The 20,341-nt window shown below is 51.1% G+C and carries 16 protein-coding genes; 2 read left to right on the forward strand and 14 right to left on the reverse strand.

What is annotated here, in order from left to right; translation table 11 throughout:
* Positions 1-187 precede the first annotated feature (187 nt).
* From DEF47_RS16580 to DEF47_RS16595, 4 genes are all read right to left on the reverse strand, one after another.
* Positions 188-1,015 (reverse strand): tetratricopeptide repeat protein, encoded by an 828-nt coding sequence (locus DEF47_RS16580; RefSeq protein WP_012188600.1) that lies wholly within the window; start codon positions 1,013-1,015, stop codon positions 188-190.
* Positions 1,016-1,099: 84 nt separating this feature from the next.
* Entirely contained in the window at positions 1,100-2,026 is a 927-nt protein-coding gene (locus DEF47_RS16585) for a CPBP family intramembrane glutamic endopeptidase (protein ID WP_012188601.1), read from the reverse strand.
* Positions 2,027-3,343: a tRNA (N6-isopentenyl adenosine(37)-C2)-methylthiotransferase MiaB gene (gene miaB, locus DEF47_RS16590; protein ID WP_012188602.1), complete on the reverse strand. Its 1,317-nt coding sequence runs from the start codon at positions 3,341-3,343 to the stop codon at positions 2,027-2,029.
* A gap of 160 nt (positions 3,344-3,503) precedes the next feature.
* Positions 3,504-4,958, reverse strand: a complete 1,455-nt coding sequence (locus DEF47_RS16595) for a DUF4832 domain-containing protein (RefSeq protein WP_012188603.1) — start codon at positions 4,956-4,958, stop codon at positions 3,504-3,506.
* 80 nt (positions 4,959-5,038) lie between these two features.
* Between DEF47_RS16595 and DEF47_RS16600 the strand changes: the two genes are divergently transcribed.
* Together DEF47_RS16600 and DEF47_RS16605 are read left to right on the forward strand one after the other, a co-directional pair.
* On the forward strand, positions 5,039-5,392 hold the full coding sequence (locus DEF47_RS16600; protein WP_012188604.1) for a response regulator: 354 nt from the start codon (positions 5,039-5,041) through the stop codon (positions 5,390-5,392).
* Positions 5,393-5,545: 153 nt separating this feature from the next.
* Entirely contained in the window at positions 5,546-6,589 is a 1,044-nt protein-coding gene (locus DEF47_RS16605; protein WP_012188605.1) for a hypothetical protein, read from the forward strand.
* A 209-nt stretch (positions 6,590-6,798) separates the two neighbouring features.
* Here the strand turns inward: DEF47_RS16605 and DEF47_RS16610 are convergent, their stop codons facing one another.
* From DEF47_RS16610 to cobO, 10 genes are all read right to left on the reverse strand, one after another.
* Complete coding sequence (locus tag DEF47_RS16610) at positions 6,799-8,268, reverse strand: cobyric acid synthase (protein WP_012188606.1); 1,470 nt, start codon at positions 8,266-8,268, stop codon at positions 6,799-6,801.
* Entirely contained in the window at positions 8,262-9,413 is a 1,152-nt protein-coding gene (locus tag DEF47_RS16615; protein WP_012188607.1) for a pyridoxal phosphate-dependent aminotransferase, read from the reverse strand. Before DEF47_RS16615 ends, DEF47_RS16610 begins: the two co-directional genes overlap by 7 nt.
* The gene (gene cobU / locus DEF47_RS16620) at positions 9,413-9,958 is read right to left on the reverse strand and encodes a bifunctional adenosylcobinamide kinase/adenosylcobinamide-phosphate guanylyltransferase (protein ID WP_012188608.1); all 546 of its coding nucleotides are present in this window, start codon (positions 9,956-9,958) and stop codon (positions 9,413-9,415) included. The genes DEF47_RS16615 and cobU overlap by 1 nt, the downstream gene beginning before the upstream one ends.
* A complete protein-coding gene (locus DEF47_RS16625) occupies positions 9,946-10,755 on the reverse strand; it encodes an ABC transporter ATP-binding protein (protein WP_012188609.1) in 810 nt (269 codons plus the stop codon). The genes cobU and DEF47_RS16625 overlap by 13 nt, the downstream gene beginning before the upstream one ends.
* 238 nt (positions 10,756-10,993) lie before the next feature.
* Positions 10,994-12,028: a FecCD family ABC transporter permease gene (locus DEF47_RS16630; RefSeq protein ID WP_012188610.1), complete on the reverse strand. Its 1,035-nt coding sequence runs from the start codon at positions 12,026-12,028 to the stop codon at positions 10,994-10,996.
* Positions 12,029-12,105: 77 nt separating this feature from the next.
* Positions 12,106-13,131 carry an ABC transporter substrate-binding protein gene (locus DEF47_RS16635; protein WP_012188611.1) on the reverse strand — a complete coding sequence of 342 codons (1,026 nt, stop codon included), beginning with the start codon at positions 13,129-13,131 and terminating at the stop codon, positions 12,106-12,108.
* 148 nt (positions 13,132-13,279) lie between these two features.
* Positions 13,280-14,242, reverse strand: a complete 963-nt coding sequence (gene cbiB, locus DEF47_RS16640; protein ID WP_287045241.1) for an adenosylcobinamide-phosphate synthase CbiB — start codon at positions 14,240-14,242, stop codon at positions 13,280-13,282.
* Entirely contained in the window at positions 14,202-14,966 is a 765-nt protein-coding gene (locus tag DEF47_RS16645) for a class I SAM-dependent methyltransferase (RefSeq protein WP_012188613.1), read from the reverse strand. The genes cbiB and DEF47_RS16645 overlap by 41 nt, the downstream gene beginning before the upstream one ends.
* A complete protein-coding gene (cobN, locus tag DEF47_RS16650; RefSeq protein WP_012188614.1) occupies positions 14,963-19,270 on the reverse strand; it encodes a cobaltochelatase subunit CobN in 4,308 nt (1,435 codons plus the stop codon). The genes DEF47_RS16645 and cobN overlap by 4 nt, the downstream gene beginning before the upstream one ends.
* The gene (gene cobO, locus DEF47_RS16655) at positions 19,270-20,301 is read right to left on the reverse strand and encodes a cob(I)yrinic acid a,c-diamide adenosyltransferase (protein WP_012188615.1); all 1,032 of its coding nucleotides are present in this window, start codon (positions 20,299-20,301) and stop codon (positions 19,270-19,272) included. The genes cobN and cobO overlap by 1 nt, the downstream gene beginning before the upstream one ends.
* Positions 20,302-20,341 lie beyond the last annotated feature (40 nt).

Here is a 20,341-nt window from a genome sequence, read left to right on the forward strand (position 1 = left end):
CCCTCACCCCCGACCCCTCTCCCACTGCGGCGGGAGAGGGGTGTTCCAAGCTTCATGATCGAGGGATTCCCCCTCGCCTCGCGGGCGGGAGAGGGGGCTAGGGGGTGAGGGCATGAATATCGATGACGTATTTCACCCAACCGTTGTTAAAACCTACCCTTGTGAGAGCGGGCTAGAATGAAGCGAACTAACTACCTAATTCATCGTCATCGTCGCCGTCGTCGCTATCGACATCATCGAGGCTCATTTCGTCGAGATCTTCTTCTTCTTCCTCACCCATTTCATCAACTTCATCATCGTCATCGCCATCGAAATCGTAGCGCAACGAATAATCGCGAACATACGGGCGGAAAGCTCCCATATCGCCGCTAAGCTTGCCAGGGAACGAGATTTTGGTGCGTTGTGATGGGTGTTGGAAGGTTTCACGAATCACGATCCGCACTTGACCGTTTTCGATGTGGGCGATGGCTGCGGCATATTTGTTGCCACCATCGATCAATTCAGCTAAGCGTTGCGCCAGTTTTGGCTCAATCCGCCCAATTAAAATCCCATCGCTGGTGTAGGCATTCAACAAACGGCCTTCGTGGCGCAACTCAACGATCTCGCCGCTACCCAATTGGCTTACCAAGCCTGGATTGGCCAAATTGGTCAACGTGGTAATGCCAGTTTTGCCAGTTTCGCTGACAAACAAGCGCAAATCGACCAATTCGCGGCTGCGTTGATTGGTTTTGCCTTCGCTGCTCAATAATGGAGTCAGCTTATCAATATTACGGCGGGCAATAATATTGCTTGGGGCAAGTTTTAACGTCTTTTGATAGGTTTCGAGCGCTTCAGCATAACGATTGACTTCTTGTAAGGCCTTACCTAAACGATTATAGGTTTCGGGATCTTCGGCCATTTCGATTGCTTTGCGGTTCAGCTCAATCGCTACTTCCCACTGATTGTTAGCAGCTTCGCTAATCGCTTGATCGATTAAACGATTGCGAATGCGCATCTTGTCATCTTGCTTGGACACTGGGTTCCTCCAGGTTTTAATCACACAGAACGGACGCAGCTCACACCGCATCCGCTCAAACTAATCCTAAAAAACATCGATTTGCTACACGTCGAGCTTCAAGGCTGCTAGCAGGCCAAGAAATCCAACAAAGTTATTCATTGAGTGGGCTAAAACAGCACTCCACAAATTATTGGTATAGTGGTAAACCAAGGCCAAAATCGCCCCACCAAGGAAAATCGGAATCAACAAGCCTAAATAGCCCGTTGTAACTCCAAAGGCATGCGGCAGGGCAAACAAAATGCCACTCAGCACCACGCCCCACGTAACCCCAAGCTTTTGGCGGATGGCGCGAAAAGCATAGCCACGAAAAAAGACTTCCTCTAAAAATGGCCCAATAATCACCACAAATAGCCCAAACAGGCCAATTTGCAGGTTGCTAGCATTTTTAAAAGGGCCAATCAACTGTTCTTGTTGATCAGGGTTGCTACCCAATGCTTGGGCAATCACGCCCGAGATAAGATTAGTTACTAAGAAGCTGATGCCTGCAATAAAGCCAAAACCCAAAGCTACCCCCAGCTTTTTGCCATTCAGGCCAAACCATGCTAAGGGCAATTTACGCAGAATATTGACCCGCAAGATGCTTGCTAAAGTAAAACCTAAGCCCAAGGTTGGAGCGTTCAGCAGCATAAAGGTTGGATCGGTCAGCAAGCCTTCAATATCCGATAAGCTGCTTAAGCCCTTTACAAGCATATAACCAACCATGATGATCACTTGGAACAACACGGCTAGCAAAAAGCCAAAGATCAAATCTGGCAATACCCAGTAGGCCATGGGGGTATTACTTTTGCCTTCCTCGGCTATGAGCACTGGCGGCACTTGATACCCCTGATCGACTGGATGCCAGCCAGGTTGAGCCATGGGTTGTTGCGGTTGCACAGACGGAGCAACTGGCGGTTGCGGTACACCACCGAGTGCTTTCAAAACTGCATCATTGCGTTCACGTTGTGAATCATCATTGCCATAACTCATTTATGCACCTATTGCTAGCGTTTCGCCGATCAGGTTGCCACCCAACCACCATGGGCGAGTTTCTGTGACGTGAATGTTAACCACTTTGCCATACCAATCGCCGTCGGCCTCGAAAAAGACCAATTTGTTGTTGCGATCACGGCCACGCCATTTGCCTTTGGTGAATTCCTCGACCAAAACCTCAACCTCATGCCCCAAGCATTCTTCGTTGCGCTCAGTGGCAATCCGTTCTTGCAATCGTTCAAGTGCAATCCGCCGATATTGCTTTTCACCATGTTCAACTGCCAAGGCTGGGTCAAGCTCCATATCAGCAGCTTTGGTGCCTGGGCGCGAGGAGTAGGCGGCAATATGCACTTTATCAAACCGAATGTTTTCAACCATCTCCAAGGTGCGCTCAAACATCTCGCGAGTTTCGCCCGGATGCCCAACAATAATATCAGTTGATAATGACACGTTGGGGATAATCTCGCGAATCCGTTCGATCAATTTGGTATATTTAGCCACAGTGTAACCACGCTTCATCACCTTGAGCAATTGATCGTCGCCTGCTTGAATTGGCAAATTAATATCAGGCATAACTTTGGGCAAGCGGGCAATTGTATGCAACAATTTTTCGCTCATAAAGGCTGGGTGCGAGGTCAAAAAGCGTAGGCGTACTAAACCTGGGGTTTCATGCAAATATTCCAGCAAATCAGCAAGGTCAGGCCGCCCTGGCAAATCGTGGCCATATGAATCGACAATTTGGCCCAGCAAGGTAATTTCTTTGGCTCCACGGGCACAAATTCGCCGCACTTCTTCGGCAATTTCTTCCATTGGGCGCGAACGCTCTTTACCACGGCGCAACGGAATCACACAATAGGCACACGACATATTGCAGCCATAATTAATTGGTACATGAACATTAACTGGCGGCACTTGCCAATCGGCTACAGGCAAGGCTGGTTCATCAAGTTGGTAGATTGGGTTAGGCGCTAAAGCCAAAACCTCATCAACTGCCGATGGCGAGACAAAATGATCAACCATTGGCAATTTTTTCTTGAAGATCGATTGATTATTTGGGCCGACCATACAGCCCCATAACACAATTTTGGTATCAGGCCGCTCTCGTTTGATCCGTTGAATATCGGTGATTTTGCCGATAATCTTTTCTTCAGCATTGGCTCGCACTGAGCACGAATTTAATACAATAAAATCGGCATCTTCAGCTTGCTCCGCAGGAGTATAGCCTACTCCTTGCAGTGCCGATTCAAGTCGCTCTGAATCAGAGACGTTCATTTGGCAGCCAACTGTCCATACAAAATAGCGATTTCGTTCCATAACCCTACAACCTTTATGTCGTTAATAGCAAAAGTCGCAGCATTATAGCCTATCAAGCAGGCCATCGCAACCGTCGCAAGCGTGAGATCAAGCCAATCGTGCCAACTATTGGCGTGTTTGTATTGTGCCACGATTTTGCAATTAGCCCCAGAATTAGATATTAACGAATGCTCAGAATTCCAATCCGATATGCCCCATCATCCAGCTGGCCTTCAATTGCCAATTGCAAAGGCCGTACATAGCGATTGATCGCTGGAGCAACCAATCGCAATTCATACTCACCCGCTGGCAGCTTGAATTGTTCAAATTGTTGGCGATGCTCATAGGCTTGGGCTGGCAAAAGTTGGCGTAAATCAAGGCTTGATTCGCCTTGCCAAACCACAGTCTGAGTAGCATCGCGTAATTGCCATACCAACGGCCAACGCTCATATATCGGGGCAACTCCAGCGTTTTGCCAGCTACTTTCGATCTGGAGCTGCTGGTTATCGATGGCGAGTTTGATCGTGGTTGGGGCATAGCGATAACCGGCTAATTTGCCCGCCAGCATAAAATTCTCAATATCGGCATTACTCCAATTGCTGGCTTGCTCAGGACAATTAATTGGATCACGCCAGAAATCCCACGGGCTTGCGCGATAGGGCTGGGCAAAATTGCCGTTGCTCACATACGAAATATGATATGAAATCACTTGGGTTTGGGCTGCCAAAAACTGGCCACTATAATCGCGCTCACCATATTCACCGATCATCTCGCTAAACATCGGCGCTACTTTCCAACGCTCAGCCACCAACGGGCCAATTGCTTGGCCATCAACCGTAATATCACTTTGAATGAGTTGATCAATATTACCCATTTGTTCAGGCATGCCCAAGGCATCACGGGTAATGCTCCAATAGGGTTGCTTGGTCATGGCATAGTAAAACACTGGATTATTACTCAGCGGAATTGAAATCAGAAAATGCGGGCTGAGTCGGGTATGCCAAGCATCAACCAGCCAGCGGGCCGTACTTTCGCTGGCCCACATTCCATGGCTTTTATCGGCGTTCCATGGCAAATAGCCCTCGCCATAACGGCCATAACTGCGCATCTGCACGCCCAAAATCCGCTGATCGCCCGCAAATTCGGCCACAAAGGCTGCCAACAAGGCTTCGAGGCGGTTTTGCACAAAAGGATGATTGTAATTTGGATACCAATCGCCTTCAAAGTTTGCGCCAAATTCAGGTTTCTGCAAGTAAATTGGTAAAAACGGGCCATTATTACTTGGGCCAGCACTTGCCCCCAAACCGAGCCAAACCCGCTGGCCGTTCTGCTCAGCCATATCCAGTAATTGATGAATTTCTTGCCAATCGTATTGATTTTCGTTTGGCTCAAGTTCGGCCCATGTCCAGCGATCATAGCGTTCGCGATTCGAAATCAACTCGCTAGGACAGATCATGGTTTGGCCACGCCATTGATATAGCCCACGCCCAGGATTGGCCAACTCAGCCTGTTCCAGCGGGATAACCGTAGGGGTGAATGTTTGCCAAACCAAGCTATTTTGAGGCTGCAAAAGATACCATGTCAGGCCAAATCCTGCTACAATCAATAGCACAAACAACACTCTAAACCATCGCATTGCCCAATCCTTTGTACCGATCGCGGTTATCCCATCGTTGAAGCTGATCGATCACACTACCATTGTTATGAAGGGTTTCCATGCCAACCATTCTTGCTGTTGATGACGATACCACGGTTTGCGCCTTGATTCGCCATTTCTTGGGCGCTGATTATACAATTTTAACTGCCTCAAGCGTCGGCCAAGCACTGCTGTTGCTTGAAACAAGTATCCCCGATCTTCTATTAATTGATGAATTACTACCTGATATGCGTGGCCATGAGTTTTGCCACATCCTTGAGCACAACCCGCGCCTGCGCCAAATTCCGCGCATTATGATGTCGGCCTCGACTCATTACATCGTGGCAGGCACGCCCAATGTGCTGATGTATCTTCGCAAGCCGTTTCGCCGTGAACAATTGTTGATGGCGGTGAGCGATGTGCTTGGAGAATAACAGTAAAATCAAAAGGCAGAAGGCAAAAATTAAAATCAGCTAAAGAAAGGGTTCAGGGGTCAGATTTTACTCGACTCATTGGGACTTGACTCTGACACAGTGTCAGGCTTTATGGTCAATCCATCTACTTATGGATTAATCAGGAGCAATCCAATGTCAATTCAAGCACCAATTAGTACAGCGCCGACCCAACCACAACAAGGTTGGTTTGCTCAAATACTACGCCATCGTGGAGTTCAACTCACCCTCGTTTTATGGATTTTAGGCCATGGCATTATCATCCTTTTAAGCAATGGTGCTTTGCCATTTGATCGCCCAGCCTTTGCTGAAATTCCCTTTCCGCTTCAGATACTTGCGCCAAGTGTCATGATGTTGGAAATATTTGTGCTGATGGGCTTGGGTTATATGCTGACCCGCAATCGCCCAAGCATCGATCTTGCTGCCCGCGCCCCCGAGCGTAGCCAAGCCATGCGTGAAACCCTGGGCTTGGTTGCTTATGCAGCGTTTGGTCAAGCCTTGGGCTGGGTTCTAGGGCCAATGCTCGGGTTTCAGCCATTAAGTTTCCACTTAGCAGGAACTTTAGTTGGTGGGCATAGTGGTTTATCAGTTGCTGAAGTTTGGGTCTGGGCGATCTACAATTTTGGCTTTTATGCAGTCGTACCCTATCTGTGGTTTCGCCGTCGCTATAGTGCCGTTCAGCTTAATTTGGTTTCCAGCAATCGCCGCAACGATCTCTTGGTTATCGCCGTAATCGCCATCTCAGAATCGCTGTTTGAGCTAACAACCTTGGGTACAAGCCTCAATCGCTTGAGTTTTGGGCAATTAGCCTTGGGCCTGCCACTTTCACTGTTCATTTATGGCATCGGTACAGTCTTGCCAACCATGATTTTGATCTATTCGATTCTGATTCCACGGTTTCTCAAAATTACTGGTTCGGCGATTACGACAGTGCTGCTGGGCGGCTTAAGCTATGCAATTGTGCATATAGCCGAAGGCTGGACCAACTTTAGCACTCCAACCAATGCGTTGCTTTCGATTCTATTTGTGTTGATCAATTACTTTGGTGCAGGAATGATCAAAACGGTGCTGACCTTACGCACTGGCAATGCATGGGTGCATGCGTTGGGCTATCACACGATTGCCCCACATGTGATCATTGATACGCCACATATTGTGAATATTTTTGGTATTCGCTAAGCGCAATGCTTAACCCAGCCGCGCAGGGTAATCGTGATGCTAGGCTATCGAAACAACGGTTGGTATTTCAATCTAGCTTCGATAGCCTACAGACCATCGCCCTACATGTTCTCTGCACCGCTGGGTTCTACAAAAAACAAATGACGAGCGACCAGGGGATTGTGCTCAATCCTGGATTCGTGAGGCTTCTGACCGCTAGCCCCTGATAACTAGTCCCTGATCTCCTGCCCCAACAACTTGGTCAATAAATTTGGCTCCAAACATGCTTCAACATGGTCGGCGAGCCGCTCAAAGGGATCGATTGGCTGAATCGCTGACTGAACCTGCCAACCAAGTCTGCTCAACCAAGCTTGGCGAAATTCTGTATTCGCAAAAATGCCATGAATGTAACAGCCCCAAACCTTGCCATTAGCTCGCATGCAGCCATCAGCATGGGTTGATTCAGCTTGTTGAATGCTAAAGGCTGGTTGATCAGCCAACAGTTCAGTTCGCCCCATATGAATTTCATAGCCAGCCAGTGGGTAAGCTTTGGCCCATGGTAAATTGCTGAGCGCCTGAACTTGGCGCGTTTGCTTGTGGCGCTGAAAAATCGTGGTGATTGGTAATAAGCCTAAGCCTGCCATGCTACCACCAATGCCCTCAACCGCCTCTGGATCATCAATTTGCTGGCCGAGCAACTGATAGCCGCCGCAAATTCCGACAATTGGGCCTTGAAATTGTTGAATTGCTTGATCGAAGCCTTGTTCGGTGAGCCATTGCCGGGCAGCCAGCGTGTGTTTTGTGCCTGGCAAAATTAGTGCTTGGCAATGCTGTAATTCATGCGGCTGGTTGATGTAACGTACTGCTACGCCCTGTTCTTGGGCCAACGGATCAAAATCGTCGAAGTTGGCGATTGCTGGCAGTTGAATCACCCCAATCGTTAGTGCCGCGTTGTTGGTTGTTTGATCAGGTCGTTCCAAAGCAACTGCATCTTCTTCGGGCAAGCCAAGTTGCGGCAACCATGGCACAACCCCCAAGACAGGTTTGTTGCTGCGTTGTTCGAGAATCTGAATACCATCAGTAAATAAATCGGGGTCGCCACGAAAGCGATTGACAATTAAGCCAGCAATTAATTGACGCTCCTCTGGCTCCAAGAGCATCAATGTGCCCAACATCGCCGCGAAAATTCCACCAACATCAATATCGCCGACCAACAACGTTTGGGCTTGAGCATAAGTTGCCACGCGCATATTGGTAATGTCGTGAGCCTTGAGATTCAATTCCACTGGACTACCAGCGCCCTCAGCTATCACCAAATCGTATGCTTGGCGCAACTGATCGAGGCTGTTGGTGACAATCTCCCAGAGCAGCTGTTTGCGTTGCCAATAATCAATTGCCTCAAGCGTCTGCCACGGTCGGCCTTGCACAATAATTTGGCTACGACGTTGACCTTCGGGCTTAATCAAAATTGGGTTCATCTGCACGCTGGGCGTGAGTTTGGCTGCCGCTGCTTGGACGGCAATGCTACGAGCAATTTCTTCGCCATTGGCGGTAACAGCAGCATTATTGCTCATATTTTGGGCTTTGAAGGGTGCGACGCGAATGCCACGGCGGGCAGCAATGCGGCAAAGTGCACTAACCAAGGTGCTTTTACCAACTGATGAGGCGGTTCCGACAACCATCAAAACTGGGGCTAGCATAAACTTCTCCAAGCATTCAACAAGCGTTGATTTGCCGCTGGTTGGCGCGGGGCGATCCGTACAAACTGCGGCAAACCAAATGAGCTACAATCGCGCACCAAACAAGCGTGGTTAAGCAGCGCACTACGGGTTTGCTGGGCGTTCGCCACTTCAACTAAGAAAAATGGCAAGCAGCTTGGCAAGACCTTCAAGCTAAGTTGGCTCAAACCCTGGCGTAATTGTTCGCTCCAAATCCACCATTGCTCAAGCTGTTGGGCTAGCCAATGTGGATGTTGGCAAATCGCTAGACCTGCGGCCTGAGCCAAACTATTGACGCTCCATTGCGGCTGCCAACGCTGCAAGCGAGCGATAACCGCTTGCTCAGCCACCACATAGCCCAAACGCAACCCCGCCAAGGCATAGCTTTTGGTCAACGAGTAGAGATAAATAATCTGATGATGGTTGTCGGGGGCTGGGAGCTGGGGGCTGGTTAACCTTCCCCCGTTCCCAGACTCTCGCCCGTCTTGTCGGCGAGAGGAATTCGATTCACCCAATCCCCAATCCCCAATCCCCAATCCCCAATCCCCAACAACCAAATCAGCATACGCCAAATCGAGCACCAAATAGGCTTGAACTGTGGTACACGCTGCTTGAAGTTGGGCAATCGCTTCAGCATCCAAATAGCTGCCAGTGGGATTATTGGGATTGCACAGCCAAACCAAGCGCGGGCGATGTTGCTTGATCAAATGACAACAAGCTACAATATCAATTGCAAATCCAGTTTCGCTGGTTGCTTGATAGCGCAACAATTGAGCGCCAGCCAAGCTGCTAGCATAGGCATATTCGCCAAAGGTTGGTTCAATCAACAAAACTGGATCGTTTGGTTGCAACAAGGCCCGCGCAATCAGATGAATTAACTCATTGCTACCATTACCAATCAATAGCTGTTCAAGTTCACAACAATGGCGTTTGGCCAGCGCCGCCCGCAAGGCCAACGATTGACGATCGGGGTAATGCGCCAAATCAACAGTTGCCAGCGCTTCGCGAATAAAACTCGGCGTGCCAAGCGGATTGACGTTGCTGCTGAAATCATCAATTTGGCTGGCTACAAGCCCACGTTGCTGCAATTCAGCATAATCAATTGCCCCATGAATTGGCTGCTGCATTACTTGGCCCACGCTGCTTGCAGTTGGCGAACTTCGATCGCAATGCCCGCCACAACCAGATAAACTGCGTTGGCAGCGGCGGCGATTTGCTGGTTGGCTCGCCCAATCAGGTCGCGATAGACCCGACCCAAGGCATAAGCGGGCACAATACCCATCCCAACCTCATTGGTCACCACAATCAAGTGTAAATCGTGGGCTTGCTGAGCCGCCAAGATTGCCTGAATTTCAGCTTGCACGATCGGTTCGGGCTGGGTTTCATTGGCAAGCAAGAGGTTGCTCACCAGCAAGGTGAGACAATCAAGTAACACCACACTGCCATTTGGTAGTTGTGCTAGAGTTTGGCTGACCGCCAGTGGTGCTTCGAGCGTTTGCCAATGGCTGGGGCGTTGGGCTTGATGCAAACCAATCCGGTGTTGCATTTCAGCATCGCCAGCTTGAGCGGTGGCGATATACACGACATGCTCGGCTTGTTGGCTGGCATATTGTTCGGCTCGCCAGCTTTTACCACTCCGAGCACCGCCAGTAAATAGAACTAATTGGGCCATGCTACTTCCTTGCGCTGTGGTTGAAGCATCACCAGCGGTAAATTATGGTTAGGATGCTCAATCATTTGAATTGGCACTTCATAGGCTGCTTCGATCAATTCGCTGCGCAAGACGGCGCTTGGTGCGCCAACTGCTTGCAAGCGGCCATGCGCGAGCAAGGCGATTCGGTCGGCACACAAGCTAGCTTGATTGAGATCGTGCAAGGTCAAAATGACACACACTCCATCGTTATGCGCCAAATCGCTGACCAATTGCATAATTTCTAGTTGATACTTCAAATCAAGATGGGCGGTTGGCTCATCGAGCAATAACATTTTGGGCTGCTGAGCCAAAGCTCGCGCAATAATCACCCGCCGTTGCTCGCCACCCGAAAGCTCGGCCAGACTTTGCCGCCGATACTTGGCTAAATTAAAGCGCTCAAGCAACTCTTCGACAATTGCGCGATCAGCTTTGGTCATCGGCAGTAGCCAACCACGATGCGGCGTGCGACCAAGCAACAGCATTTGCTCAACGGTTAATTCGGGGTTTAAGCCAGCTTGCTGCGGGGCAAAGGCAATTTGCTGGGCTACCAAACGCGGTTTTATGTGCCATAATGGCTGCCCATCAAGCCAGATTTGGCCCTGTTGCGGGCGTTGTAAGCGTGCCAAACAACGCAATAATGTGCTTTTGCCAGCGCCATTCGGCCCAAGCAGCGCCAAAACTTCGCCCTTGGTAGCCTGTAAATCAAGTTGCTCAAATACTGTGCGCGAGCCATAACGGCAACCAAGCTGCTTGATTGTGAGAATTGGGTTTGACATAGATTATGGCTTTCTAGGAATTATCCACGAAGGAGTCGAAACCGCGAAGGCTGTTTTTCGCCACGAATTGCACGAATGATTATTTTTTAGCCACAGATTGCACAGATTTGTTTGATGATATTCTTGCTGTCCTATAGCCTCATAACCACAAAAACTGCCCAATAGCCTATAGCCAAAAGCCCATAGCCCTCGTCTGACTTTTGCTTCATCCCTCATCCCTCATCCTTCATCTTTCTGCCTAGTCCCTGATCCCTCGCGACCGCTTGAGCAGATACAAAAAGAATGGGCCGCCGAGCATGGCGGTTAAAATGCCAACGGGTAATTCCAAGGGTGCGGCGATTGTACGAGCCGTTGTATCAGCGAGCACCAACAACATTGCCCCAACCAAGCCGCTGGCAGGAATCAAACGGGCATGGTTGGCTCCAAACAGCAAGCGAGCAATATGCGGCGCAATCAAGCCAACAAAGCCGATAATGCCACCATTGGCCACGGTTGCGGCGGTCGTGATGCTGGCGGCGGCAATCACGGCACTTCGAGTACGCCACAGCGATAAGCCCAAACTTTGGGCTACTTCATCGCCACAACTCAGGGCATCGATCCGCCGTGCTAACAGCCAAAGCCAGGCAATACCCAATACCACAAACGGCAAACTGCTGCGCAAATTATCCCAGCTACGGCCCGATAAACCGCCCAATAACCAAGCAAACACCTCATACAACGGTTGCTCATTCATCAATAACAATAACGAAACTGTAGCCGAAAGCATGGTGCTGAGCGCTGCTCCTGCCAAGAGCAAGGCCGTGCGTGGTGCTTGCCCACCAACTTCGGCAATTGTATACACCACGCCAACCGCCAACAAAGCACCAATAAAAGCACACAGGGCAACCGCACTAAACCCCAGCCATTGCCACTGAATTTGCAGCACAATCGCTAAAGTTGCGCCCAATGCCGCCCCGCCCGATGCACCAATCGCAAATGGATCAGCCAAGGGATTTTGAAATAAGCCCTGAAATGCCGCGCCCGCACTAGCCAAACCAGCGCCAATCAAGGCCGCCAAGAGCATGCGAGCCAGCCGCAAATCCCAAACAATCGTGACAGCAGTGCTGTTGGTGCTGGAATGCTGAGGCTGAATAATTGCTTGCAGCACTTCGCTGGGGCTAAATTGCACCGCACCGATGCCAAGGCTCAGCACCATCGTCAAGAGCAACAAGCCAAGTAGCCCGCCAAATGCTAGCAAATCGCGCCAATAGGGCTTGGATATTAATCGTGCCAAAACCAACCCTTCAAAACTGGAGCAAGCAGCGCCATTGCTGACGCTGCTTGGCAAACGCTGATTAAGCTCAATCAGGCTTAGTTAAACAATTCTGGATACAAGGCTTGGCTCAGTGCTTCTAAGGCATCGGCCAAGCGTGGGCCTGGCCGCGAAAGCATATCACCATTCAAAACGACGATCTTGCCCTCCTTGACTGCCTTGATTGCACCCCAGCCTGGGCGTTGGGCGATCAGATCAATCGTCAGTTTATCGCCATGCGATTCAGGCCCGATGATCACCGCTGGCTGCCGATTGACCACTTCTTCGGCGCTGATTTCGGGATACTCTTCGCTCACATCGGCAAAAATATTGGTTGCGCCAGCGAGTTCAAGCATTTGGCCGATAAAGGTTTGCGGGCCAGCGGTCATCAATGGCTCATCATAAACTTCATAGAACACGCTTAATTTATCGGCAGCCGCCAGCGTGCTGGTTTTGGCGGTTACTGCATCGATGCGGGCTTGCATCTCGGCCACAACTTGGGCCGCCTCAGTTGGATGATTCGTCGCTTGACCAATCAAATTGATGTTTTGATAGACCGCCTCGAAGGTTTCAGCTTTGATCGCGATCACCGGAATATTGGCTTGGGTGAGGGCATCGATCACGATTTGTTGGCTTTCATCGCCCGAAAACACAACATCGGGCTTGAGCGCAACGATGGTTTCAAGGCTAATCGTTTTGGCCGAGAAGCCGCCAATTTGATCGATGCTTTTGGCTGCTTCGGGATAATTGCAATATTTGGTCACGCCGACCAACGCATCGCCCGCGCCAACCGCAAACAGAATTTCGGTATTCGATGGCGCTAACGAGACGATCCGGCTGGGTGCTGCTTGTAGAGTTACTTCGCGCCCGAGGCTATCCTTGATCGTCAAAGGATAGCTGATGCTACTAGTTTCAGTTGGAGTCAATTCGGCGGTTGGTGCTACGGCAGCACTATCAGTTGTGGCGGTTGGCGGCACAGTTGTCGCTGGTAATTGGGTCACGCCATTTTCGGCAGCGTCACAAGCTACAAGGCTGCCCAACAACAAGAAAACGCTCAAAAATCGGCTAAATCGAACCTTGGTCATGTGAATTGAACCCCATTTTATAGAAGGATGAAAGAGAGAGCTATTGATCCACGAAGGACACGAAGGGCACGAAGGGTCGAGGCTATGGGCTATAGGCTATCGGAACAATTATTGGAATTTGCAATCAATCGTCTATAGTCAATAGCCTTCAGCCAATAGCCTTAAATCTCTGCGCCTCTGCGTTGACCTGTTCTGCTCCCCAAGCGCCCATCGCCAAGCCCACCACAACCAGAAACATCACGCGGCGGGCGAGCTGGCGAGCAGTTTGCATCAAGGCTGGGTCGGGCTGGGTTAAGCCATCGCCAAGGGCATAATGCCCAATTTTGATCAACTGAGTATCTAACGCCCCAGCCATGGCCGCCATTGGCCAACCAGCATTGGGCGAGGCTGTTTTGCCATGATCACGCCAAACTACCTGCCATGTTCGTTGGCGTTGGCCATGGGCAACCAGCCAAAGCAGGCCAGCGGTCAAACGTGCGGGAACTAAATTAAGTGCATCATCGCAACGGGCGGCGACTTTGCCAAGATATTCAAAGCGTTGATTTCGATAGCCCCACATCGCATCGAAGGTATTGCTCATACGATAGGCCGCCAAGCCTGGCAAGCCTGCCGCCAAATACCAAAACAACGGGGCAATCACGCTATCTGAGAGATTTTCGGCCAGCGATTCAATTGCGGCGGCGGCAACCTCGCTTGGGCTTAGCTCCGCCGTATCGCGGCTGACCAAATGCCAGCTCAACAAACGTCGTGCTTCGGCCAAATCATCGGCTACCAATGCGGTTTGCACCTCACCAACCGCTCGATCAAGCGCCCGATAGGCCAGCAAACTTTGGGCAGCCAAGGCTTGCGCCAATGGATGTTTGGGAATTCGGGCAGCTAAACCTGCGCTCAAGCCCATGCCCGCGCCGAGCCAAATTGCGCCCCAAACCAAACGATCAGCCTCGTTGCTTGGCGCGAACTGCTCGCCCCGCTTGATCCACTTGCCCATCCACACCACTGGATGCAACTGGTTGGGCAATTCGGGCAAGAGCGCATCGCAGGCCAATGCCAATAAGCCACCCAGCACTCGTTTAGCCATTGCTTGCTCGCTGAGCAACGATAAATAAACCATTACTACCATCACCATATGGTCGTTGGATATCCAAGCGATGCCAGGCGCTGACCAACCTTAAGCCTGCATTACCCAGCAAACGTTGCAATTCGGGCAAATAATAATGACGGCGCATCAATTCATAGCTGGTGCGTTGACCTGCATTGAGCACCGTCAAGCGATCGGTGCAGGTCATGGCGCGGCGATCCGGAATCACCTCGTACAACTCCAAACCTTGTTCAGTTTCAGCCCAGCGTTGGCTAGCTTCGGGCAGGGCAAACGGCCAATCGTTGATGCCAAAAATCAGCCAGCCATTGGGTTGCAGCAAATTGGCTAAATGCTGCAAACTCTGGGCATCAGCCGCTTCGCTGGGGTAGCCACAACAACTGCGGTCATACAACGAGAAAATTGCATCGAACGGCTGCTCGCGAAGTTCAATAAAATCTTGTTGGCGAAATTGGCAGGTTTGGTCACGTTGCTGGGCAAAGGCTTGGGCCGCTTGCAGCAATTCGGGTGCAATGTCGATGCTCAGCACTTGCGCAAAACCACGTTCAGCCAAGACCACGCTATGTCGCCCCCAGCCACAACCAATTTCCAAAATACTCGCCTTTGAGCCAATGCTAATCTGAGCCAACACAAAATCAAGGTCGTGCTGGGCGGCAGCATAATCGGCGTGTTGGCGTTCGGCGCTCAATGTGGCAACTTGGCGCGGCGCAAAATAGCGATACCAATCGTTGTTGTTCATAGCTGGCCTCGTTGTTGCAAATTGCTCAAACCCAACGATTGGGCGGCTTTGAGCAGATCGATATCGTGTTGTTCAGGGTCGTGCCATAAATCGCGATCAATCGCTTCGAGTAGGCGTTCAGCAATCGCTTGCCAAGCCCACGGGTTGCTATCGGCAAAAAATTGTTGCATCTCTTCATCGCGCAAATAGTGCTCAGCAATCGAGTGATACATCCAATCATCAACAACTTGAGCCGTGGCATCGTAGCCAAACAGATAATCGACGGTGGCAGCTAGCTCCAATGCGCCCTTGTAGCCATGGCGGCGCATGCTTTCGATCCATTTGGGATTAACCACCCGACTACGAAATACCCGTCGCGCTTCTTCGCGCAAATCGCGGGTTTGCGGGCGCTGTGGGTTGCTCGAATCGCCAAAGTAGCGGCGTGGGTTGCGTCCAGTCAAGGCGCGAATCGTAGCGATCATGCCGCCGTGATATTGCATATAGTCGTCGCTATCAAAAATATCGTGTTCGCGATTATCTTGATTTTTGGTGGCAACTTGAACTTCACTCAAAGCTGTGCCAAAGGCATCGGCAGCCTCAATCCCATAGTCGTCGCTGGTGTAGGCATAACCACCCCAAGCGATGTAGGCTCGGGCAAAATCTGCGTCATCTTGCCAATTTTGGCTATCAATCAAGGGCAAAATGCCTGCGCCATAACTGCCTGGCTTGCAGCCCCAAACCCGATAACGCGCTTGTTGTTGGGCAATTTCGGGCGCTAAGCCGTTTTTAATTAGCTGCTCAGTGGCCGCAAAGGCCTGCTGACGAGCAAAATTCTGATCAAGTGGTTCATCAAGTTCAATCACGGTTTGGGCGGCTTGGTCAAGCAAACTGACCAAATGTGGGAAGGCATCGCGGAAGAAGCCGCTAATTCGACAAACCACATTAATCCGTGGGCGGCCAAGCTCGGCCAAGGGAATTACTTCAACGCCCGTGATGCGGCGGTTTTCAGCTTGCCACACTGGCCGCACGCCCAATAAGGCCAGCACTTGGGCAATATCATCGCCGTAGGTGCGCATGGCGCTAGTGCCCCAAATGCTAATGCCAACGCTGCGCGGGTAGCTGCCTTCTTCCCGTTGATAGCGCCGAATCAGATCATCGGCCAAATGCTGGCCAACTTGCCACGCCGCCGCACTAGGCAACGAACGCGGATCGACAGCATAGAAATTGCGGCCTGTTGGCAGCACATGAGCCATACCGCGAGTTGGCGCTCCACTTGGCCCCGCCGGAATATAGCCACCATTCAAGCTATGCAGCAGGCTGGCAATTTCAGCTCGCGCACTTTCATGCAAGTTAGGGATAAGTTGGGTGCAGATAAATTCCAAGGGCGCGACGACCGTTTGATCCCAAGCTGCTGCGCTAGGCAATAAACTCGCTTGCAACGCCGCCGGAATTGCGCTAACTTGCCAAGCTTGCAACTCCAAGGTATGTAAAATTGTTTTGCAATGTTGTTCGATCCAAGCCGCCACATCGCCATTGCTGTAAAGCGTTTGGTCGGTCAATTGCAACGGCTGAGCTAAGCGCTCGCCCAAATTGGCTTGCAAATTATTCCAATCCAAGCCGTAGAGTTTGCCTACTGCCACTGGTAAACTGGGCACATCAAGGTTGGGTAGTTTGGTCAGGTGAAACAGCAATTCTGGCAGTTGGTCGCCTTCGGCCAAGGTTCCTAAAATGTGCAAGCCATCGCGAATTTGCGCTCCGGTTAGTTCGCACAAATAGCCTTCAATATCTTCCAGCAAGTGGGCGACTTGACGGCCTTCCATCTCGGCAAAGGCTGTGGGCGTGCCATCTTCGAGGAACGAGCCATCCCAATCGTGGGTGTGGTCGCCGTGGTTGGCCTTGAGAATAAATTGCAAATCGTCGCTGAGATTGCTGGTTTGCAGCAAGTTCCAAATTTGGCGCTGCAACAAGGGCAATTTATTGGGGTCGAGTTGCTCAACTTGATAATATTCATTGACCAACTGCGCCAATTCGGCCAACTGGCCATAGGCTCCAGCACTGGTCATCGGCGGAGTCATATGGTCGATGATCACGGCATGGCTACGGCGTTTGGCCTGATTGCCCTCGCCTGGATCATTGATGATAAACGGATAAATTACAGGCAAATCGCCAATTAAAGCATCGGGGAAGCACTCGCGGCTGAGGCCAACGCTCTTGCCCGGCAGCCATTCCAGCGTGCCATGTTTGCCCATATGCACCAGCGTATCGGCCTGCCAACCATCGCGTAGCCAGCGGTAGAGCGCATAATAGCTGTGGGGCGGCGGCAAATCGGGCATATGGTAAATTGCATTTGGGTCCATGCCATAGCCACGCGGCGGCTGCAAAGCCACAAAGATGTTGCCAAACTCTAAGCCCGCCAAGGCTAGCCCTTGCTCGGTCAGGTAGGCCGTGCCAGGCGCTTCGCCCCATTGTTTGATCATGCTGGCTTGCAAATTGGCGGGCAATTCAGCAAACCATTGTTGATATTGATCGACTGGTACATGCACCGCCTGAGCTAATTGTTGCTCAGTCAGCCAGGTTTCGTCATACGAACAACGATCGATCAAATCGAACAAGAGTTGATCGCTGCTAGCGGGCAATTTGCCAACCTGATAGCCCTCGGCTTGCATGGCGTGGAGTAGGGTTAATAATGAAGCAGGCGCATCCAAGCCGACCGCATTGCCAACCCGCGAGGCTTTGGCGCTGCTGTTGGTAAACACAAAAGCTATGCGTTTTTCAGCGTTGGGTTTGTGGCGCAAATTGACTAAGCGCCGCGTAATGCCGACCACTCGCTCAACCCGCTCAAGATCTGGCATATAGCGCACGCCGCCAGAATTGGGGTCTTGCTCCTTGAACGAGATTGGCACGGTGATAATTCGGCCATCAAATTCAGGAATCGCCACATTGATCGCTGTATCCAACGAGCTTAATCCACGACCTGCTCGTTGCCATTGCTCACGTGAGCGGCCACTCGCAATCGCTTGGATAATCGGCACATTCAGTTGTTGTAGCATATCGATTTCCGCGCCAGCGAGGGTTGGGCCTTCGGTATTAACATTGCCCAAAGCAAACGACAAACTGCAAATCAAGGCATCAATTGGCCCATCGGCTTGCAAACATTCCAAGGCGGCGGGCAGATTGTTGCTGCCGCCTTCCTTGAGCGAGTGGGTATAGACCGCCCGTGGTTGCATGCCCTGAGCTGCGATCGCCTGACAAATTGCATCAACAAAATCGGTGTTCCCGCTCAGCATGTGCGCCCGATAAAACAGCACGCCCACGGTTGGCTTATCGGCTTGCGCACTGGTTTGGCATTGGGCAGTGGCACAGCCTTCGCAGCGATTTAACGCTGGCGTGTAGATGCCATGGCGGGGTAATTCCTGTGGCGCGTCGTAGCCCCAACCGGTGAGCAATAAGTGGTCGCTCAAACAGGCCAAGGCATTGACGACATTTTCCAAGCCGCCCTGCATAAAATAGCTGCTGATTAAGTGCGCCAGCGGCACGCCAACATTCGAGAGCGCCATCAACTCAGGGTCAAGCGCCTCAAAGCCAGGCAAATACAGCACAAAGCCATTGGTTTGTTGTGTCCATTGCTGCAAGCGCTCGATGCCATGCTCAAAGCCTCGACTGCCCGTAATCAAACGCACAACCACAATTTCCGCTTGGGGCAACAAGTGATCAAATAAGCCATCAAGCGCAGTTTGATCTTCGGCCTCGCCCACGTTGGCGGTTTGCACATTGGCAAAATCGCTGGGCAATTGGCGACGCGCTTGCTCAATTAACAGGATGTCGGTATCCGCTTGGGTCAAAAATATGATGCCATTGCCAAGGCTGGGCTGGCTGGCTGGTAACGCTGGCGCTGGGCTGATTGCGGCGGGTGCTTGGCCATCCCATTTAAAGCCATTAAAGACATGGGGCTTAAGATTGGCTGGCGCAGGCAGCACCTGATCGGCCTGAATCATGGCTTCGATGTAGTCGTAGAGCGCTACCACCAACTCTGGTTGGTTGAGCGAATGAAACCAAATCGGCTGGCCATCAAACATCAACATGGCCACATTCGCCAAGGGACATGGACCCAAACAACCGCCCATATTCAGATGCACAATATTGCGCAGCTTGCGGCTTTCCCATTCATGCTGGTGAATTTCCGGCCAAACTGGGGCAAAACCACGCTCAGTAATCCCACAGCAGCAGCCATGAGCGCAGATAAACAACATGCCGCGTTTATAACCAGCGTTGACCATGCGTCCATCGATGCGCTCGACCATATTGCGTTGCAAACGTTCAGTCATCAGAAGTCAATCCCGATCTGGGCACGAATGCCTTGAGTCGTAAACGGGTGTTTAATTTCGCGCATCTCGGTTACAAGGTCGGCGTGTTCGATCAGGGCAGCAGGTGCATCGCGGCCTGTAATAATCACATGCAATAATTCAGGCTTGTTGGCCGCCAACCAAGCCACAACCTCGTTGACATCGAGCCAACCAAAAGCCATCACATAGGTAAATTCATCGAGAATGACAATCTGATATTGATTCGAGCTAATCGCGGTTTTAGCCAATTCCCAGCCATGTAAGGCTTTGGCTTTGGTCGCATCAAGATCTTTCGAGGTCCACGTGAAGCCATCGCCAGTGCCACCAAACTCAATTTCCATCTTGGCAGCCGCCCGCGATTCGCCAAACTTGGCATTTTCGTGTTTGAGAAATTGAATGACTTTAACCTTGAGATCGCGACCCCACGCCCTAGTCATGACACCCAATGCCGCTGACGTTTTGCCCTTGCCATTACCGGTATTGACGATCACAAGGCCTTTTTTGCCTTTGCGCAATTTGCGTACTTGTTCGCGATAGCGCTGTTTTTCTTCGGTTGAATGCAGTTGCGTGCCAGCAACGACGATTGGTTCCAATTGCTCAACCGCATCATCGGGTTGTAATTCAATTGGATTAAATGCTTGATCGCCGCGCACTGCTGGGGCATATTCTGGCTCTTGGCCCGCTGGATACAGCCGATGGAAAATCGCTGCCTCAACTGGCTCGCCATTGATCAAATGCTCTTGCACAATTTGTTCAACTAAATCGTGATCAAGCTGCTGATACCAAATGCCTTCGGGATAAACCACCGCAATCGGGCCGCGTTGGCAAACACCCAAACAACTGACCGTAGAGCATTTGACCCGTTCGGGATTGCGTAATTTGCGCCGATCGCCGAGTTGCTCAAGCGCATGTTGGGCTAAGGCCGCGCCGTCAGCGTCGCCATTACATTGATCACCAGTACAAATAAATAAATGGCGGCCATAGGCTCGCATCGTCAGTGGGGCATCGCTCATGCTGGCTCCGTTGGACGACACACCAGCATGCAAACAGCCA

Source organism: Herpetosiphon sp., from assembly GCF_003512625.1.
In the GTDB taxonomy this organism is placed as follows: Bacteria; Chloroflexota; Chloroflexia; order Chloroflexales; family Herpetosiphonaceae; genus Herpetosiphon; species Herpetosiphon aurantiacus.

What these genes read in the sequence shown, in the direction of transcription:
- DEF47_RS16585 (WP_012188601.1), bottom strand. Translation starts at nt 2,026, where the DNA reads ATGAGTTATGGCAATGATGATTCACAACGTGAACGCAATGATGCAGTT.
- miaB (WP_012188602.1), bottom strand. Translation starts at nt 3,343, where the DNA reads ATGGAACGAAATCGCTATTTTGTATGGACAGTTGGCTGCCAAATGAAC.
- DEF47_RS16595 (WP_012188603.1), bottom strand. Translation starts at nt 4,958, where the DNA reads ATGCGATGGTTTAGAGTGTTGTTTGTGCTATTGATTGTAGCAGGATTT.
- DEF47_RS16600 (WP_012188604.1), top strand. Translation starts at nt 5,039, where the DNA reads ATGCCAACCATTCTTGCTGTTGATGACGATACCACGGTTTGCGCCTTG.
- DEF47_RS16605 (WP_012188605.1), top strand. Translation starts at nt 5,546, where the DNA reads ATGTCAATTCAAGCACCAATTAGTACAGCGCCGACCCAACCACAACAA.
- DEF47_RS16610 (WP_012188606.1), bottom strand. Translation starts at nt 8,268, where the DNA reads ATGCTAGCCCCAGTTTTGATGGTTGTCGGAACCGCCTCATCAGTTGGT.
- DEF47_RS16615 (WP_012188607.1), bottom strand. Translation starts at nt 9,413, where the DNA reads ATGCAGCAGCCAATTCATGGGGCAATTGATTATGCTGAATTGCAGCAA.
- cobU (WP_012188608.1), bottom strand. Translation starts at nt 9,958, where the DNA reads ATGGCCCAATTAGTTCTATTTACTGGCGGTGCTCGGAGTGGTAAAAGC.
- DEF47_RS16625 (WP_012188609.1), bottom strand. Translation starts at nt 10,755, where the DNA reads ATGTCAAACCCAATTCTCACAATCAAGCAGCTTGGTTGCCGTTATGGC.
- DEF47_RS16635 (WP_012188611.1), bottom strand. Translation starts at nt 13,131, where the DNA reads ATGACCAAGGTTCGATTTAGCCGATTTTTGAGCGTTTTCTTGTTGTTG.
- cbiB (WP_287045241.1), bottom strand. Translation starts at nt 14,242, where the DNA reads ATGGTTTATTTATCGTTGCTCAGCGAGCAAGCAATGGCTAAACGAGTG.
- DEF47_RS16645 (WP_012188613.1), bottom strand. Translation starts at nt 14,966, where the DNA reads ATGAACAACAACGATTGGTATCGCTATTTTGCGCCGCGCCAAGTTGCC.
- cobN (WP_012188614.1), bottom strand. Translation starts at nt 19,270, where the DNA reads ATGACTGAACGTTTGCAACGCAATATGGTCGAGCGCATCGATGGACGC.
- cobO (WP_012188615.1), bottom strand. Translation starts at nt 20,301, where the DNA reads ATGAGCGATGCCCCACTGACGATGCGAGCCTATGGCCGCCATTTATTT.